The sequence below is a fragment of the Actinomadura nitritigenes genome (assembly GCF_017573545.1).
GTDB classification, from domain to species: Bacteria; Actinomycetota; Actinomycetes; order Streptosporangiales; family Streptosporangiaceae; genus Spirillospora; species Spirillospora nitritigenes.
This window is the reverse complement of the sequence record NZ_JAGEOK010000022.1, coordinates 87,142-103,838: the sequence shown is the minus strand read 5'-3', so window position 1 is coordinate 103,838 and position 16,697 is coordinate 87,142. Positions and strand designations below refer to the sequence as shown.

Annotated in this window: 16 protein-coding genes; 6 read left to right on the top strand and 10 right to left on the bottom strand. The window is 70.8% G+C overall.

Features of this window, described 5'->3' with window-relative positions; all coding sequences use genetic code 11:
- Positions 1–1,611 precede the first annotated feature (1,611 nt).
- Positions 1,612–2,346: a hypothetical protein gene (locus J4557_RS30930; RefSeq protein ID WP_208270284.1), complete on the top strand. Its 735-nt coding sequence runs from the start codon at positions 1,612–1,614 to the stop codon at positions 2,344–2,346.
- A 93-nt stretch (positions 2,347–2,439) separates the two neighbouring features.
- Here the strand turns inward: J4557_RS30930 and J4557_RS30925 are convergent, their stop codons facing one another.
- The 3 genes from J4557_RS30925 to J4557_RS30915 all read right to left on the bottom strand — a co-directional run bounded on the left by J4557_RS30925 (position 2,440) and on the right by J4557_RS30915 (position 6,096).
- Entirely contained in the window at positions 2,440–3,225 is a 786-nt protein-coding gene (locus J4557_RS30925; protein ID WP_208270283.1) for a hypothetical protein, read from the bottom strand.
- A 128-nt stretch (positions 3,226–3,353) separates the two neighbouring features.
- A complete protein-coding gene (locus J4557_RS30920; RefSeq protein WP_208270282.1) occupies positions 3,354–4,577 on the bottom strand; it encodes a cytochrome P450 in 1,224 nt (407 codons plus the stop codon).
- 235 nt (positions 4,578–4,812) lie between these two features.
- Entirely contained in the window at positions 4,813–6,096 is a 1,284-nt protein-coding gene (locus tag J4557_RS30915; protein WP_208270281.1) for a citrate synthase, read from the bottom strand.
- A gap of 130 nt (positions 6,097–6,226) precedes the next feature.
- Here J4557_RS30915 and J4557_RS30910 point away from each other — a divergent pair, with 130 nt between their 5' ends.
- Positions 6,227–6,889 (top strand): thiaminase II/PqqC family protein, encoded by a 663-nt coding sequence (locus J4557_RS30910; protein WP_208270280.1) that lies wholly within the window; start codon positions 6,227–6,229, stop codon positions 6,887–6,889.
- Between the two features lie 50 nt (positions 6,890–6,939).
- On the opposite strand, the gene J4557_RS30905 is transcribed toward J4557_RS30910, so the two are convergent.
- Positions 6,940–7,848, bottom strand: coding sequence for a serine/threonine-protein kinase (locus tag J4557_RS30905; RefSeq protein WP_208270279.1), 909 nt, complete (start codon positions 7,846–7,848; stop codon positions 6,940–6,942).
- Between the two features lie 66 nt (positions 7,849–7,914).
- Positions 7,915–8,853 carry an aldo/keto reductase gene (locus J4557_RS30900; protein WP_208270278.1) on the bottom strand — a complete coding sequence of 313 codons (939 nt, stop codon included), beginning with the start codon at positions 8,851–8,853 and terminating at the stop codon, positions 7,915–7,917.
- A 207-nt stretch (positions 8,854–9,060) separates the two neighbouring features.
- Between J4557_RS30900 and J4557_RS30895 the strand changes: the two genes are divergently transcribed.
- Together J4557_RS30895 and J4557_RS30890 are read left to right on the top strand one after the other, a co-directional pair.
- Entirely contained in the window at positions 9,061–9,963 is a 903-nt protein-coding gene (locus J4557_RS30895; RefSeq protein WP_243776602.1) for a hypothetical protein, read from the top strand.
- A gap of 66 nt (positions 9,964–10,029) precedes the next feature.
- Positions 10,030–10,683: a nucleoside triphosphate pyrophosphohydrolase gene (locus J4557_RS30890; RefSeq protein ID WP_208270276.1), complete on the top strand. Its 654-nt coding sequence runs from the start codon at positions 10,030–10,032 to the stop codon at positions 10,681–10,683.
- Between the two features lie 209 nt (positions 10,684–10,892).
- Here J4557_RS30890 and J4557_RS30885 read toward each other — a convergent pair whose 3' ends face one another.
- Complete coding sequence (locus tag J4557_RS30885) at positions 10,893–11,129, bottom strand: hypothetical protein (protein ID WP_208270275.1); 237 nt, start codon at positions 11,127–11,129, stop codon at positions 10,893–10,895.
- 217 nt (positions 11,130–11,346) lie between these two features.
- Here J4557_RS30885 and J4557_RS30880 point away from each other — a divergent pair, with 217 nt between their 5' ends.
- Complete coding sequence (locus J4557_RS30880; protein WP_208270274.1) at positions 11,347–12,054, top strand: alpha/beta fold hydrolase; 708 nt, start codon at positions 11,347–11,349, stop codon at positions 12,052–12,054.
- Between the two features lie 277 nt (positions 12,055–12,331).
- Here J4557_RS30880 and J4557_RS30875 read toward each other — a convergent pair whose 3' ends face one another.
- Together J4557_RS30875 and J4557_RS30870 are read right to left on the bottom strand one after the other, a co-directional pair.
- On the bottom strand, positions 12,332–12,922 hold the full coding sequence (locus J4557_RS30875; protein ID WP_208270273.1) for a DUF4291 domain-containing protein: 591 nt from the start codon (positions 12,920–12,922) through the stop codon (positions 12,332–12,334).
- 35 nt (positions 12,923–12,957) lie between these two features.
- Positions 12,958–13,758, bottom strand: coding sequence for a TetR/AcrR family transcriptional regulator (locus J4557_RS30870; protein WP_307800307.1), 801 nt, complete (start codon positions 13,756–13,758; stop codon positions 12,958–12,960).
- Between the two features lie 90 nt (positions 13,759–13,848).
- Between J4557_RS30870 and J4557_RS30865 the strand changes: the two genes are divergently transcribed.
- Positions 13,849–14,757, top strand: coding sequence for a TIGR03620 family F420-dependent LLM class oxidoreductase (locus tag J4557_RS30865; RefSeq protein WP_208270272.1), 909 nt, complete (start codon positions 13,849–13,851; stop codon positions 14,755–14,757).
- 103 nt (positions 14,758–14,860) lie between these two features.
- Here J4557_RS30865 and J4557_RS30860 read toward each other — a convergent pair whose 3' ends face one another.
- Both J4557_RS30860 and J4557_RS51140 read right to left on the bottom strand, forming a co-directional pair.
- Positions 14,861–15,517, bottom strand: a complete 657-nt coding sequence (locus J4557_RS30860; protein WP_243776600.1) for a response regulator transcription factor — start codon at positions 15,515–15,517, stop codon at positions 14,861–14,863.
- Positions 15,518–15,524: 7 nt separating this feature from the next.
- On the bottom strand, positions 15,525–16,658 hold the full coding sequence (locus J4557_RS51140) for a sensor histidine kinase (RefSeq protein ID WP_208270271.1): 1,134 nt from the start codon (positions 16,656–16,658) through the stop codon (positions 15,525–15,527).
- Positions 16,659–16,697 lie beyond the last annotated feature (39 nt).

Here is a 16,697-nt window from a genome sequence, read left to right as displayed (position 1 = left end):
GACCTTCTTTCTTCACACACTGATGATCATCGCTGGCCGTGCCGTTTTCCGGACCAGCCCATCAACGATCATGATCTGCGAGCGAAGTGAGGCCCGGCCCAACCGGTGGCGGCAGCCGCCTCCCGCGCGGTGTCCACGACGAGCCGCCCGTCCGTCGCCACTCGCACGGCCTCCGCGGGGGCTCGTTGGTCGAGAACTCGCGCCTTTCGGACATTTCCTTCCAACTCCTGCTCCAACTCTGAGCCGAGTTCTCGTCCCACCCGCCGCTTGCGGGCGGTTTCACCGGAGGCGGTGAGCAGGGCGCGTGCGATCCGCACTCCAGCCCCCATGGCACGCTCGAACATGCCCGCCGCCTCCGGCACAACGCTCATGGTGTTCATAGATCAGACGCCGGTAGCCGCGCTGGGCGAAGTTCGCCCACACGGCAGTCAGATACATCTCGCTGATTTCCGCGCGCTGGGGGTCTCCCTCTGGGGCCGGATGCGCCTGCCCCATGAAGTCACCAGCGTTGATCGCGTGAACGACCGCCTCGGAGCGCAGTAGCGCCGAGACCTCCCACCCCACCGTCGTCTTGCCGACACCAGCTCGCCTTCCGATGAGCAGTACTTCCGTGTGATCCACGAGGGCGGCGTGCCAGCGGGACGACCACCTCACGCGATCCGACGTCGATCCGGTCGCCCGTTCCTGACCTGCCCACAAGATCACGCTCAGGGCCCGAGTACGAGGAGTGCTGCGATCTCATGGCTCACCGGGCAGGGCAGCGTTTGCGGCGGTTTGTCAGCATGGACGGTCATTTGATGACCTCAGCGGCGAAATACGCATGTATTGGGGCTTTGCGGTGAAGTGGTGAGTCGAAGGCGGGGGACCTTACTTTCCGGTTCGCATGGGTGAACCTTCTCGCGGGGCAAGTGTGGCTGCTCTCAGGTCGCCCGATGACGATGGTTATATCCGGACGATTAGGGATGTGCAGCACATTTCGCCGGAGTGATGACCGGGCGATCGGTAAGTCGAGTGCGAGCAATGGTCAACGCTCCGTAGCCGGATTGACTACGATCGGCATTCTGACGGTGACCAACGCGATCCCCCGGGGCGAAGATGACCCGTTTCCTGGCAGATCCCAGGATGACAGACATATTCGGCGAAATCGTCCGCTGTACCTGCGGACTGCTCGGCTGCACCGCGGCGGCGGGCCTGATCTCCTTCGCCGCGGCGCCCGCCGATGCGGCGTCCGGGCCCCGGCCGGAGCCGCGAAGATCGGCGCCGGCCCCCTGCCGGCCGAGCCTCGACCGCGACTGGTACGCCTCGCAGCTGTGCAGGGAGGCCTGGCTGGCGATCTTCGACGGCTCGCGGAGGAGGGCGGCGGGCCTCGGAGGCGACGCGGCCCGCAGGCGGGGACGGTTCGAGAAGGAACCGAAGGCAGGGCGTCGGCGGCCCACTCCGCCGAAACCGCTCGACAAGCCGGATCCCCGTCCCGCATCGCAGGCTCCGGACGGCGTTCCCCAGGCGCCGGTTCCGACACCGGTTCCGACGGCGACTCCGTGGGGCGGAGGAAGCGGCCAGGCCCCCTTGCGCCTGCGGGAGCAGGCCGACGACGAGCCGCAGGTACGTCCGATGCAACCGGTTCTTCTGCTCGGCCTCCTCCTCCCGGCGGCCGTCGCGATCTGCTACCCGTTCCGGCACCGGATCCTCGCGGCGGCGACCGCGGGGATGCCGGTGCTCTCCGCAACCGCCGGCGGACCCGACTCGCGGCCCGCTCCGTTCACTTACCGTCCTTCCCTCGACCCGTTCGCGGTGCCCGCGCTGGCGCTCGCGGGGAGCGGCGCGGTCGACAGCGCTCGAGTGCTCGCCCTGTCCGCGCTCGACGAGCACGGGGACAGTTCCCTGGTGGTGATCCCGCGGCCCGATGCCGGCAGGCTGTTCGGACTCGCCGAGGACGAACTGCTCGACGAGAACGCCCCGGGCCTGTTCATCCCGGGCAACCTCGATGCCGCGCTGGCCTATCTGGAGACCGAACTCGCGATCCGGCGGAGCACCGGCGCGTCCGCCGTCCGGCGCCTTCTCCTGGTGGCCGACTGCGTGGAGGAGGCCGGTCGGATCGCCGCGCTCCTCGACCGCCACCCGGGCGAGCTGTCCGCCGTGCTTCTCGGTCCATGGCCGGGCGCCCAGGCCGCCGTGGACGACGAGGGCCTGGTCGACGCTCCCTCCACGCTGGCGACCCATCTCCCCCAACGCCTTCCGGCGATGTCCCGGACCGAAGCCCGCGACCGGCTCCACGCCGCGATAGCCAGCCAGACCAGTGAAGGGAGGCGTCCGCCGGGGCGGCGCTACAACACGCGGCGGACGTGACCCCGCGCCGGTCGACGGACAGGAGAGGCGCCGATCTCGCGACGCCGTTGGGAGTCCGTGGTCGCCGCTCCCGTGTCGCACCGTGGGCGCCCTTCACACGCCCTCTCGTTCGTATCTGGCGCTCTCGGCCCGGGTCCCCACCAGGTTGCGGATCGCGCGGCCGAGGAGGGCCGGGTCGGGGGGCTGGTCCGCGTCGCGGTCGAGGTAGGCGGTGCAGCGCAGCATCCACCCGCGCACGACGTCTTCGATGTCGGTCTCGGCTCGTCTCGCCTTGGCCAGGGCCCGTCGGAGCTTCTCCTCGCGGACCTCCTGCACGAGCGTCTCGTCGGCGGCGAGAGCGTGGATGTCGGCGAGCGCGTAGCGGCCGAACCGGTCGGTGGCCAGATTCCGCTCGCCGGCGATGCGGTCGAAGGTCTTCCGCGGCCAGCCGAGGATCGTCACCGCCCCGCCGGGGTCGACGCTGTCGAACAGCGGCCCCTTCCGGGCGGAGACGACCTCGCGGACCGCCGCGGGATCGAGGGCGTCGAGGTCGCGCAGAAGGTAGATCGGGTGTCCGCGGAAGCTGCTGACGACCTCGAGGTCCTCCCGGGCCACCAGCACCTCGATGTCGCGGCGTTCGACGTCGAGGCCCGTGCGCACGGCGAGCCTCGCGGCGGCGCGGATCGCTCCGACCGGGGGGTCCTCGCCGAACCGCGCGACCACCTGAACGGACCGGTCGGCGCATTCGTCGACGAGCCGGGCCGACCACCGTTCGCCGTCGAGGTCGGGTTCGGGGAGCAGCCCGTGCTCCCGGCCGAGGCGCAGTTGCCATCGGGTCAGTCCGAGCCGGGCGGCGAACTGGTTCGGTCCAAGGTCTCCGCCTGTGATCTGTGCGGGCATGGCCGCGCCTTTCCGTGTACGGGATGTGACGCGAACCAGCCTCACCCACGAGGGCTCACCGCAAAAGCAGAACGCCATTCTGTGGACAAGCCAGAGAAACTTGTGACTAATGCCCTAGTTTGCGACTTTCAGAAGGCGCAGGGAAGGGACTTGATCCCGTTGATGAAGCTCGTCCGCTGCCGTACGGGAGCGGAGGTGGCATGCAGGTCGGGAAGGTGCGTATAGAGCTCCCGGAGCAGGACCGTGACCTCGCGGCGGGCGAGATGGGCGCCGAGACAGAAATGCGGTCCAGGTGCCCCGAATCCGACGTGGGGATTCGGCGAGCGCGTGATGTCGAACGCGTGCGGCTCGTGGAACACGGCGTCGTCGCGGTTGGCCGAGTTGTAGTACAGCACCACTCTCTCGCCGGCCCTGTACAGGTAGCCGCACAACTCGTAGTCCTGCGACAGCGTGCGCCGCATCCACGTCACCGGTGTCGCGTAGCGGACGACCTCCTCCACCGCCCCGGGGAGACGGCCCTCCACATCGGCGACGAGCAGCGCGCGCTGGTCCGGGTGCGCTGTGAGAAGGGAGAGGGCATGCGACAGCGCGTTCCGGGTCGTCTCGTTCCCTGCGACGACCAGGAGCGTGAAGAAACGGGCAAGCTCGACGGTGGTGAGCGACTCCCCGTCCACGTTCGCGTGCGTCAGCGCCGTGACGAGGTCGTCCGCCGGCTCTTTGCCGCGCAGCCGCCCCAGATCGCCCATGAGCTCGTGCAGGTGGGCGAACTTGTCGCGCAGCGTCGTGATTCGGTCCTCGCCGGCCGGGCCGACGTAGTCGGGATCGCCGATCGCCAGGATCATGTTCGTGGCGTCGATGACCCCGTCGTACTCCGAGTCGGGGATGCCCATCATCGAGCAGATGATCCGCAGGGGCATCGGCATCGCGACGTGCTCGACGAAGTCGCAGGGGCCGCGCTCGGCGAGTTCGTCGACGATCCGGCGGGCGAGGACCGTGACGTCCCCGGCGAACCGCTCGACCATACGCGGGGTGAACGAGCGCGAGACGATCCGGCGGAGCCGCGCGTGCCGGGGGTCGTCCATGCTGATCATCGAGCCGGAGTACTCGGCGATCGCCTCCGGCGGGTCCACGAGGCTGACCGCCGTGGGTTGCGAGCTGAACACCTCGGGACGGCGGCTGGCCTCGGCGACCTGCTCGTACCGGGTCAGGGCGTAGAAGCCGGGCTCGTCCGGCAAGGGGCAGTAGACGGGTTCCCTCGCGGATCTCAGGCCGGCGAACACCTCGTCGCGCTCGGCCTGGGACGTCGCCCAGAAGTCCAGGCTGGACAGTCGCGTCTCGACAAGGGAGGGCATCGACCGGGCCGCCTTCCGCCGGGGGAATCGCCGTCCACAGGCTAACGCGGAGGTCTCCGGAATGCGATCAGTCGGGCGCCCTGCGCTACAGGGAAGGAAGGGACGTGTATCGGAAGCGCGCGCGGGCGGGCCGCGAGCCCGCCCGCTGCGCACTGTGTCGTCACCTGGGACGATGCGGCCGATCGACAGGGAGCGAAGGCCCCCCATCGTGGGCCGGTGGCGTGACCGAGGCCGGTCAGCGCGCGGACGGGTCCACGTAGTGGCGCTCGCCCGGGCCCACGTAGACCTGCCGCGGACGGCCGATCTTCGTCGTGGTGTCGTTCATCATCTCGCGCCACTGGGCGATCCAGCCGGGGAGCCGGCCGAGCGCGAACAGCACGGTGAAGGCGTTCGTGGGGAAGCCCATCGCCTTGTAGATGACACCGGTGTAGAAGTCCACGTTCGGGTAGAGCTTCCGCTCGACGAAGTAGTCGTCGCTGAGCGCGACCTCCTCGAGGCGCATGGCGAGGTCGAGGAGCGGGTCGGACTTGCCGAGCGCCCCCAGCACCTTGCCGGTGGCCTTCTTCACGACCGCGGCGCGCGGGTCGTAGTTGCGGTACACGCGGTGCCCGAAGCCCATGAGCTTGACGCCGGGCTCCTTCTTCTTGACCCGCTCCACGAACGACTCGATGTTGTCGCCGTTCTCGTGGATGCGCTCCAGCATCTCCAGGACGGCCTGGTTGGCGCCGCCGTGAAGCGGTCCGAACAGGGCGTCGACGCCCGCGGAGACGGACGAGAACAGGTTGGCCTGGCTGGAGCCCACCAGCCGCACCGTGGAGGTGGAGCAGTTCTGCTCGTGGTCGGCGTGCAGGACGAAGAGCATGTCCAGCACCCGCACGATCTCGGGGTCGATCTCGTACGGCTCCGTGGGCAGCCCGAACGTCATGCGGAGGAAGTTCTCCACGTACCCGAGCGAGTTGTCGGGGTACAGCAGCGGCTGCCCGTTGGAGGTCTTGTACGCGTAGGCCGCGATGGTGGGCAGCTTGGCGATGAGCCGGATGCTGGACTGGTCGACCTGCTCGGGGTCGAACGGGTCCAGGCTGTCCTGGTAGAAGGTCGACAGCGCGCTGACCGCCGACGACAGGACCGCCATCGGGTGGGCGCGGCGCGGGAAGGCGGAGAAGAAGGCCCGGAACTTCTCGTCGAGCAGCGTGTGCTTGCGGACGCTGTCGGTGAACTCGTCCAGCTGGTCGGTGGTCGGCAGCTCACCGTAGATCAGCAGGTAGGCCACCTCGAGGAAGGACGATTTCTCCGCCAGTTCCTCAATAGGGTAACCCCGGTAGCGGAGGATGCCCGCCTCACCGTCGATATAGGTGATCGCCGATGTGGTGGATGCGGTGTTGGTGAAACCGGGGTCGAGTGTGACGTGCCCCGTCTCCTTCATGAGGCTTCCGACCCGCAGTCCCGAAGGGCCCTCCGTCGACTCCGTCACCTCGAGGGGCATCCGGCCGCCCGCGTGGTTGAGTTCGAAATCCGACATATGCGCTCGCTCCCAACTCCGTCCACACCTGCGTAGACGTTCCAGTTCTTCATCGTATCGAGGTGATCATATGTCCTGATCGGCGGCCATCTCGTTGACGCCGCGGCCGTGCGGATGTTGCGCTGAGTACATGACCGACAACAGTGCTGCGGAGCTGGTCGCCCGAGCGCGCGGGGACATCGCGGCGAAGGCGGGCGGCAACCGCTTCCTGGACCTGCTCGAAACGGGCGACCTGCCCCGGGAACGCCTGGTCCGGCTGGCCGCCGAGGAGCATCGGATCGTCAGCAGCGATCAGCGCAGCTTCGCGCTGCTGGCGGCGCGTTTCCCGGCACCGCCGGCGGGCGGCTTGTTCCTGGGACTGGCGCAGGGCGAGGCGGAGGCGCTCCGGCTGCTCGGTCGTTTCGCCACCGCCCTCGGCGAAAGTGAGAAGAATCTCAAAGCTCATGAGCCCCTTCCGCTCGCGCAGGCGTATCCCGCCTACCTGGCGCAGCGCGCCGCCTTCGGCACCTCCACGGAGGTGGCGTTGGCAATGCTGGCCAATCTGGAGGAGTGGGGCGGCTACTGCGCCCGTACCGCCGCGGCGCTTCGTGAGCGCTATGGATTCGATGAGGAGGCCGTGGGGTTCTTCTCCTTCTTCGCCGAGTCGCCACCGGGCTTCGAGGAGCAGGCCCTCGATGTGATGGCCGCAGGTCTGGCCTCCGGTGACGACCCCGTTGAGGCTTCCCGCGCGGCCCGCCTCCTGCACGCGTACGAGACCGCCTTCTGGGATGCGCTGGTGGACGACCTGCCCTGACCGGCCGTCCATATGGCGGGCTTGTCGGCGCTCATGGCGCGGCCGAGGCGTCATGCCTGCTCAGGTGGTTCGACCAAGGTGGGCTGCTCCGCCGCGACCTCGATCAACGTCCGCTCCTGGACGTCGATGAGGTCCCCTATGCCGTCCGTCAGTTCGTCCTCTCCGTAGACGGCGTCGAGGAGCGTGGACAGTGCGGTGAGGACCTGCTCGGGTGAGGGCCGTTCCTCCGGGTCCTTGACCAGGCAGCGTGTCACGAGCCCGCGCATGGGGTCGGGCAGGCGGTCGAGGTCGGGGCGGCCGTACACGATGCGTCCCCGCACCTTGTGACCGGTGCCGAACGGCGCGCAGCCGGTCGCCGCGTAGACGAGCGTGGCGCCGAGGGAGAACACGTCGCTCTTGGAGGTGACGGGCTCGCCGAGTGCCTGCTCGGGTGACATGTAGGCGGGCGTGCCCAGGATCTCCGAACGCGCCAGCGGCAACGCGTCCAGCGGCCGCGCGATGCCGAAGTCGATGACGCGCGGACCGTCCGACGCCAGCAGGACGTTCGAGGGCTTCAGGTCCCGGTGGACGATCCCCGCACGGTGGATCGCGATCAGCGCCTCCCCCAGGCCGGCCCCCAGCCTGCAGGCGGCCTGCTCGGGAAGCGGGCCCTTCTCCCGGACGACATCGGCCAGGCTCACTCCGCGGATGTACTGCGTCGCGAGCCATGGCCTTTCCGCGTCGGGGTCCGCGTCGACGACGGCCGCGGTGTAGAAGCCGCTGACCGCCTGAGCGGAGACGACCTCGCGGCGGAACCTCGCCCGCCAGCGCGGATCGCCCAGCAGCTCCTCCCTGATGACCTTCACGGCGACGAGCCGCCGGCTCGGTGAGGTGGCGAGGAAGACCTCGCCCATCCCGCCCGAGCCGAGCCGTGCGACCACGCGGTAGGGGCCGATCATCCGGGGTGCTTCAGGCTGCATGGGCGATGAATCCGATCATGGTGGGCGCGGCTTCATCGTGCCACGGGCGGCTCACCCTTCCGCCGGTCAGTCCCAGGGGAGTTCGCTGCGTTCCTGCCAGTACCGCTCCGGCGCGATGCTCAGGCGGGCCAGCACGTCCGCCTCCTGCTCGTCCAAGGACACCCGAGTCGCCGCCAGGTTGGTCTCCAACTGGCCAGGGCTGACCGCTCCGATCAGGACGGTGTCCGCCCAAGGGCGGCTCAGCGCGGCGGCCAGGGCCAGCGCGTCGGCGGTGGTGTCCTTCTCGGATGCCATGCCCGCCAACGTGCTCGGGGGTCGTACGGCGAGGCGGCCGTTCGCGAGCACCTCCTTGAGCAGGACGTGCAGACCGGCCGCATGAGCCTCTTCCAGTGCCGCCCCGGCGGACGTCTCCAGGAGGTTCCAGGTCGATTGCACGGTGCTGAACAGCCGGCTGCCTGAAACCTCGAGCTGCAAGGCGCGGCGGATGGTGTCGGCCTGCCTGGGACCGGAGGTGGAGAACCCGACCCGAACGCCCTCGGCGGCCGCCTCGGCCAAGGTTTCCTGCAGCCCTGCGTCGTCGAAGAGCAGGCTGTCCGGCGTGAGCGAATGGACCTGATAGACCGAAAGGCGATCCCCTAGAAGCGCGCGCGTCTCCGCGTACTGGGCGCGATAACGGTCGGCTGTGTGCTCCTTGACCTCGTGCACGGGAGCATCGATCCTCCAGTCCCCCACGTACGTGTAGCCCCACTTGCTGGAGATGGTCAGATCGTCCGGCACACGGGCGGCGAGCCATTCCCCTAGGAACTCTTCAGCGCGTCCGTACGACCGCGCGGTGTCCACCCACCGGATCCCGGCCGCGTACGCGCCGTCGAGAAGGCTCCAGGTAGCGTGGCGCATCTGCTCGACGCCACGGTCCTGGGGCAGCTCTTCCGCCCTGCCCACGTTGATATAGGCCGGACGACCAACCGCCGCCAAGCCGATCCCCAGACGTTCTGCCGCATTCATGCTTTCAGCCTCCCATGCCGGGGCAAGGCGCGCGGCGGCGGCCGTGATCGAGCGCTTCGAGAGGGCCGATCATCGGACATTTCTCCAGCTTTCACCGGCAAATGGCGGCCCTTATCCACAGAACCACGTTCGGCTCCCGTTCGAGCGGCATCTCCCCGAGGCTTGAGGACGTCAGGAGAACCCGTCAGGGCCCGAAGGGGGCTTTCCTTGTCCATCACCATCACCGTTCCCGAGGAGACCACCACCCGGTTCGTCGTCGCCGCCGACCGGGCTCCCGCCGACGTCGCCACCGCACTTCGGCAGGGCCTGCCGGGCCCGCTCGGCGCCGCGACGCTCCAACGGCTCGGCACGCCCGCCCTGATCGTCGCCGCGCACAGGGCCGAGGTGTCGCCGTGGGATCTGCGGTCGGTGGCGAGCACCGATCCTGAGGATGCCGAACGGGCCCGCCGCAGCGACTGGCACGTCGGAGTGACCTCGGTACTGCAGGCCGCCGATCTCCCGCTCGGCCCCCACATCACCCGCACTGCGGCCGAGGTGCTGGCCGAATCGCTTGGCGGCGTCCCCGTCGACATCGACTTGAGCCAGGCCGTGCACCCGCTGCCCGAACCTCGCCAGGAGCGGTTCGTGCTGGCGGACGACTGGACGGGCGCCGTGCTCCCGCCCTACCGGAACGCCGGCCGGTGCACGGCCGACGAGGACGAGATCGACGGCTGCTCCTGCGTGGGAATCACCACCCGGGGGCTGCGCCGCTTCGGTCTCCCCGAACTGGAGATCACCGGTGTGGCCTGCCCCCATGACCTCGCCGCGCTGAACGTCCTGCGGACCACCGCCCAGAGGCTGCTGCCCCTCGGCAGGCACCGAGGCGAGCACGTCCTCCATTCGGAGCTCGTGCTGACGAGCGCCGATTTCTCGGCGTTCTGGGGCAGCCGGGAGCAGGTCTGGGACGACGGCCCCGTTCCCGTGCGACTCGTGCAGACGGGTCCTCGCCGCCTCTCGATCCAGGCACCCGAGGACTTCCCGGGCTCCCTCAACGAGTGGCTCTGGGACGAGCTGCCGCCCGTCCTGCACCATTACCTGAGCTGTGAGCCGGACAACGCCGACCCGGACTGATCGGCCCGGCGCCCTCACCGCCGGGCCGCCCGCACGGCGGCGGCGCGCCGGTTACCGTCGTTGGGCATGCGGAACCAACAGGAGCCGGGCTCCTTGGAGAAGGTCCTGGCGGACATCGCCGCCGAACGCGCCGCGCAGGACCGGATGTGGGGCGTCCAGGAGTTTCCGGACGGCAGCGGCCCGGCCTTCGCCGGAGAAGCCGACAAGGCCAAGGAGGACTGCGCCGACGCCCATTCGCGCGGCGAACTCACATGGCGGCACGTGCTCGCCGAAGAGTTCTACGAGGCGCTCGCCGAAACCGAACCCGCGCCGCTGCGGAACGAACTGGTGCAGACGGCCGCCGTGGCCGTGAAATGGATCCAGTCGCTGGACCGCCGGAACGGTGCGACCGGGCATCGCACCAAGGAGGGCGGCGGGCGCACCGAGAAGCTGGTCCGCGACCGCGTCCCCGACCTCGTTCGGAGCACCGGCCGGCGACCGGAGACCCGGGTCGCCGAGCCCGGAGAGTACGCGTCGCTCCTGCGCGCGAAGCTCTATGAGGAGGCCGGCGAGTATGTCGCGAGCGGCGATCCCGCAGAACTCGCCGATCTCCTGGAGGTCGTCCACGCGCTCGCCGCGCTCCACGGCATGAGCCCGGCCGACCTGGAGGCGAGCCGCTCCGCGAAGCACAGCGAGAGAGGCGGTTTCTCCGAGCGCATCGTCCTGCGGCTACAGCCGTAGCCGCGACCGCCGCCGGCGCCGGCCCGGAGTGGGCTGGTGCAATGCCCAGCGGTGGACAGGCGCGATGGCCCGGCTTTCGCTGATGCAACGCCCGGCGGCAGGCTGGCGCGATGGCCCGGCTTAGCCGGCGCTCCGGCCCGGCTTGGGCTGACGCGACGGCCCGGGTTGGGCTGGCGATCTGGTCTGGCTTGGGTCGGCGCGGGAAGGCGTCAGGGCCAGATCCGGCGGAGCGTCCAGGGTCCGGCGCCGCCGGCGGCCGGCCCGACCACCTCCGCGATCGCCGGACCGTCCGGAGTGGTCACCTGGAGCCGGTAGAAACGGGCCTCGCCGGGTTCCTGCCACTCCTCCAGGACCCGGCGCACGTGGAAGCAGCCGCGCGCCCCGGTGATCTGGGAAGGGTGGCCCGCCGGGGTGGTCTCCGCGGAGACGGGTTCGTCGATCAGCACGAGACCAGACCCTAGCCCGAACATGTGTTCGAGCAAAGCCGGGCAGGCCGTCTGCATCAATGAGGGATGCCAGCGAAGGCGGCGGGTCGAGGTCGAGGATCATGCCCGGAAGGGCCCCGGCTCAGCGTCGCTCCCAATTCGGGAGTTCGCACTCTTGGTTCGTCAGTGGCCGCCAGTAGCGTCGGCCAGAGGCGGCTGCGAGAAGAGGAGCACGAGCATGGCAACGTACGTCCTCGTTCCGGGGGCGGGTGGAGGCGCGTGGTACTGGCGTCTCCTCGTCCCCGAACTCCAGGCCCGCGGGCATGAGGCGATCGCCGTCGATTTGCCCGCGGCCGATGAATCCGCCGGGCTCACGGAGTACGCGGACACCGTGGTCGAGGCGATCGGCAACCGCACCGGGGTCATTCTGGTGGCGCAGTCGATGGGCGGCCTCACCGCACCGCTCGTGTGCACACGCGTACCGGTGGCGCTGCTCGTACTGCTCAACGCGATGGTCCCTTCGCCGGGTGAGACCGGAGGCGCGTGGTGGACCAACACTGGCCAGGCCCAGGCAATGGCCGAACAGGCGGCGCGTGAGGGGCGGCCGGTGCCGGCCGAGTTCGATCCGGAGGACATCTTCTTCCACGACGTCGCACCGGAGGTGACCGCCGAAGTGTTGGCGCGGGGCGAGCAGTCGCAGTCGCAGAAGCCCTTCGATGACCCCTGGCCCCTGAAGGCGTGGCCGAACACGCCGACCGTGTTCCTGCAAGGCCGGGACGACCGGCTCTTTCCCCTGCCCTTCCAGCGCAGGGTCGTGCAGGAGCGTCTGGACATCCCGGTCAACGAGATGCCGGGCGGTCACCTCGTCGCGCTCAGCCGGCCAAAAGAGCTCGCCGACCGGCTGGAGGAGTACCGGATCCGGAACATCGGCTCGAACGTTTCGTAACGCTGACGCCGGACCCGCAGAACCCGCGGAAAGCGTCCCGGACGGCCGCGCCAACCCACTCAGCCGTCCCGCGGCGGTCTGAGCAGGCCGAGGCGGTCTGAGCGGACTCGGGCGGTCCGAGCGGGCCGGGGCGGTTTGAGCGGACTCGGCCTGTCCGAGCGGTCCGAGCGGTCCGAGCGGCCCGAGCGGCCCGAGCGGCCCGAGCGGGCTGGAGCGGCTTGAGGCGGGGCCGAGGGGTGCGGCGATACCGGGTTGGCGATGGGCGGAGGGATGGTGGTCAATCGGCGCCTATGGTGCGGGCGAGGGCGGGAGGGAGGGGGTACAGGCGTTCCTCGGGCAGCAGGGCCTTGGCCTGGGCGGTCCGGCCCGCCTGGAGGAGCCCGTGAATCTTGCGGACCAGCGGCGTCCGGTCGTCGATGGCGAGGATCCAGTCGTCGACGTAGCGGTCCACGACATGGCGGCTCAGGCCGACCTGGATGCTCCGCGTTTCCAGTTTGCGGCCGTTGATCGAACGCTCGGGGTCCCACTGGACGTGGACGTGCGCGTGCGCGAAACGGCGACGCCATTCGTCGGAGCTGCGGAAGACGCGGCGGTCCGGGTCGGTCGGGACGGCCTGGGCGAGGGCCTCCTCCCAGCCGGCGCGGGTGATCCGGACGGCCAGGACGGTCTCCTGGCCGGGCTTGCGGGCCCAGTTGCTGCGGGCCATCAGCCACAGGAACGACGGCTTGATCCAGGTCATCCGGGTGCGCGAGAACGGGGGGACGAAGGTGCCGTGCCGCGCCGCCGGGCCGCCGATCTCCGGGCCGTACGCCTGGTAGACGGTGATCGAGTCGCGGTCATGGACGGCGCGGATCTCACGTGTGCGCATGGTGCCGCCACGGTGCCGCAGGGCGCGCGGCGGGTTCAACCGGATTTCGCGGCCGCGGATCTGCGGCGGTGGGCCTTCTGCCGGCATGCGGGGCCGCAGAACCGCGGCGGGCGGCCGGTACGTGCGGTCGTCAGCGGGGTTCCGCAGACCTCGCACCGACTTTCGTTACGCACTATCCGCGGACTTTCGTCACGATGTTTCGTTACGGCAGCGGGGCGGAGCGCGTCGCAGGCGAGCGCGGTCATGCGGCCGGGCGGCCCGTCGGCGCGCCGCAGCCGCTCCGTGACCACGCACCCGGCCATCAGGGCGCGCACATCTCGGAGGTCGATGTCAGGGCGCACGTCACCGGCCGCCTGGGCCCGCCGGAGCAGCGCACCGAGGGCCGCGTTGAACTCCTCCTCGACGCCGGCGGCGAACGCCTTGATCCCCTCCTCCAGCGCCAGCGCCTCGCAGATGGCGTGGTTGAACATCGCGCGCTCGACGACCCACATGAGGAACCCGTAGAACCGCTCGCCCGGGTCGTCCGCGTCGGCCAGCGACCTCGCCTCCTCGATGATGCTCTCGAAGCGCTCGGTGATGACGGCCGTGAACAGGGCCTCCTTGGTCGGGAAGTTGCGGTAGACCGTCCCGGCGCCGACACCGGCGCGGCGGGCGATCTCGTCGAGCGGGACGAGCCGCCCTTCGGCGGCGAACGCCTCGAGCGCGGCCTCGAGGATGCGGCTCCGGTTCCGGCGCGCGTCCGCGCGGCGCGGCCCGGCCTCGGCGCGACGGCGCGACCCGGCCTCGATGCCGCGCCTCGGCTCGCCCTCGGTGCGGCGGGGCGGATCGTCGGGCACGGGCGGCTCCTCCGTTGACAAGCGGGGCGATCGTTCCGGTAATGTCCTAAGCGGGTTGACAGTTCCGATTGTACGGCCGAAGGAGACGGCATGGGCGAGGACGCGGTGCGCGAGGCGAGGCGGAGGCTGGGACGGGTCGGAGTGGCGCTGGTGACGCCCCTCGCGCCGGCGGACGAGTGGCGGCGGGCGGCCCGCCGGGTGGAGGACGCCGGCTACGGATCGATCTGGGTGAACGAGGCGATCGGCGGCCGGGAGGTGTTCACGCAGCTCGGCGTCATGCTCGCGGCCACCGAGCGGGTCGTGCTCGGGTCGGCGATCGCGAACCTGTGGGCGCGGCATCCGGCGACGATGCAGGGGGCCGCGTCGGTGCTGGCCGACGCCTACCCCGGAAGGCTCGCGCTCGGCATCGGCGTCAGCATGGGCGCGGTCGTCGAGCGGAGCGGCCAGACGTGGAGCAGCCCGATCGCCCGTATGCGCGAGTACCTCGAGGGGATGGACGCCGCCGTGCCGGGGGCGCCGACACCGGAGGTCCCGTTTCCTCGGCTGCTCGCGGCGCTGGGGCCGAAGATGCAGGGCCTGGCCGCCGAACGCGCGGACGGGATGCTGCCCGCCATGATGCCCGTCGAGCACACGCGCCGGGCGCGGGAACTGCTCGGCCCGGACAAGCTGCTGATCGCCATGCAGCCGGTGATCCTCGAGGCGGATCCGGAGAAGGCGCGCGCCATCGCCCGGCAGGTGGGAGCGTTCTCGCTGCCGGGGTCTCCTTACATCGGGGCGCTCGAGAAGCTCGGCTTCTCGGAGGCGGACCTCGCCGACGGCGGCTCCGACGAGGTCATCGACGCCTGTTTCATCCGGGGCGACGAAGCCGCGGTGGCCAAGGACGTCAGGGCCTATCTGGACGCGGGGGCCGACCACGTGTGCGTGACGGTGTTCCAGCCGGACCTCGCCTCATCCGCCGACCAGTTCGAGCGCCTGGCCCCGCACCTGCTGAACGACTGACGGTGATGATGCGGGCGAGCACCTCCCGCCGGGGTCTGCCCCGGCGGCCGACCGACCTCGGGGCCTCGACCGCATCCGTCCGTCGGTCCTGGTCGGGAGGTGCTCAGCGGGGGCGGACCAGGCCGGTCTCGTAGGCGGCGATCACGAGCTGGGCCCGGTCGCGTGCCTGGAGCTTGGCCAGGAGACGGCCGATGTGGGTCTTCACCGTCGCGGGGCTGAGGTGCAGGTGGTCGGCGAGTTCGGTGTTGGACAGGCCGCGGGCGATGAGGGCGAGGACCTCGCGCTCGCGGTCGGTCAGGGCGTCGAGGCCGGCGGGCGGCGGTCCCGCGGGGGCGGGCCGGCGGACGAACTCGGCGATCAGCCGGCGGGTGACGGTCGGGGCGAGCAGCGACTCGCCGGAGGCGACCACGCGGATCGCCGACAGCAGGTCGGCGGGCGGGGTGTCCTTGAGCAGGAAGCCGCTGGCGCCGGCCCGCAGCGCCGCGTAGACGTAGGAGTCCAGGTCGAACGTCGTGAGGATGAGGACGCGGACGTCCGGCAGGTCGCGGCTGATGCGCCGGGTCGCCTCGATACCGTCCATCTCGGGCATCCGGACGTCCATGAGGACGACGTCGGGCCGCTCGCGCTCGGCGAGATCCACGGCCTCCGCGCCGGTGCCGGCCTCGCCGACGGCGCGCAGCCCCGGCGCGGTGTCGATGAGGACGCGGAAGCTGCCGCGCACCAGGGTCTGGTCGTCGGCGACGAGGACGCGCAGTTCCAACGCACTCCTAGGCTTCGTAGGGGAAGGCGGCGGCGACGGCGAAGCCGCCCTCGGGCCGGGGGCCGGCGGTGAAGTCGCCGCCGTACATCATGACGCGCTCGCGCATCCCGATGAGACCGTGGCCCCGGGCTCCGGGAAGGACCCGGACGCCGGGACCGTCGTCGTCCACCTCGATGCGGACGCGTCCGCCGCGGGCCTCGACCAGGACCCGGCAGCGGGCGGGCGCCGCGTGCTTGACGACGTTGGTGACGGCTTCCTGGACGATCCGGTAGGCCGCGAGCGCGACGCTCTCCGGCAGGTCGCCCGCGCGGACGTCGAGGTCGACGTGGACGCCGGCCATGGCGGCGCGCTCGACCAGGCCGGGCAGGGATGCGAGGCCGGGTGAGGGGGCGAGGCCGGGCTCGTCGGCGCGCAGGACCCCGAGGAGGTGGCGCATCTCGCCGAGCGTGCCGCGGCTGGTGGACTCGATGACGCGCAGCGCGTCGAGGGCCTCCTCCGGGCGGGCCTCGGCGACGTGGACGGCGACACCGGCCTTGACGGCGATGAGGCTCATGCTGTGCGCGACGATGTCGTGCAGTTCGCGGGCGATGCGGAGCCGTTCCTCGCCGACGGCGGTCTCCGCGAGGCGGCGGGCGGCCTGGGCGGTGTAGGCGCGGCGGTCGCGGACGGCGCGGCCGAGGGCCCAGGCCGCGCCGAGGACGGCGATGCCGAGCAGCACGCGGCCGAGCCGCTCCGCCTGCCAGTTCTTCGGCCCGACCAGCGCACCGCCGAAGATGACGATCGCGCTCAGCACCCCGATCGCCCGCGTGGGGACGAGGCGCACGCGGGGCAGTTCCAGGGCGAGCGGGTAGAGCGCGTACGCGGCCCCGACGTAGAAGTCCCATGGCAGGTCGAGGACCAGGGCCAGGGTGGACGCGGCGAGAACGGCGCCGAAGACCGGCACGGGCCAGATCCGCCGGACGGCGAGCGGCAGTCCCATCGCGGCGGCGACGGGCACGGCGAGCAGCGCCGGCGTCTCGCGGCCGCCGGAGAACAGCAGCAGGAAGAGCGTGTAGAGGACCGCGACCGCGATGTCCAGGCGGATCTGCCGCCGCGGGCCGGTCCGCCGGGCTTGCGGGGAGGCCGGCTCGGGTTCGTGCACGTCACGACGGTAGCCGGACAGCGCGGCTGGGCGCGTCGT

Bases quoted from the DNA above. Each gene is read 5' to 3' on its own strand.
- J4557_RS30930 (WP_208270284.1), top strand. From the start codon at position 1,612: ATGCAACCGGTTCTTCTGCTCGGCCTCCTCCTCCCGGCGGCCGTCGCG.
- J4557_RS30925 (WP_208270283.1), bottom strand. From the start codon at position 3,225: ATGCCCGCACAGATCACAGGCGGAGACCTTGGACCGAACCAGTTCGCC.
- J4557_RS30920 (WP_208270282.1), bottom strand. From the start codon at position 4,577: ATGCCCTCCCTTGTCGAGACGCGACTGTCCAGCCTGGACTTCTGGGCG.
- J4557_RS30915 (WP_208270281.1), bottom strand. From the start codon at position 6,096: ATGTCGGATTTCGAACTCAACCACGCGGGCGGCCGGATGCCCCTCGAG.
- J4557_RS30910 (WP_208270280.1), top strand. From the start codon at position 6,227: ATGACCGACAACAGTGCTGCGGAGCTGGTCGCCCGAGCGCGCGGGGAC.
- J4557_RS30905 (WP_208270279.1), bottom strand. From the start codon at position 7,848: ATGCAGCCTGAAGCACCCCGGATGATCGGCCCCTACCGCGTGGTCGCA.
- J4557_RS30900 (WP_208270278.1), bottom strand. From the start codon at position 8,853: ATGAATGCGGCAGAACGTCTGGGGATCGGCTTGGCGGCGGTTGGTCGT.
- J4557_RS30890 (WP_208270276.1), top strand. From the start codon at position 10,030: ATGCGGAACCAACAGGAGCCGGGCTCCTTGGAGAAGGTCCTGGCGGAC.
- J4557_RS30880 (WP_208270274.1), top strand. From the start codon at position 11,347: ATGGCAACGTACGTCCTCGTTCCGGGGGCGGGTGGAGGCGCGTGGTAC.
- J4557_RS30875 (WP_208270273.1), bottom strand. From the start codon at position 12,922: ATGCGCACACGTGAGATCCGCGCCGTCCATGACCGCGACTCGATCACC.
- J4557_RS30865 (WP_208270272.1), top strand. From the start codon at position 13,849: ATGGGCGAGGACGCGGTGCGCGAGGCGAGGCGGAGGCTGGGACGGGTC.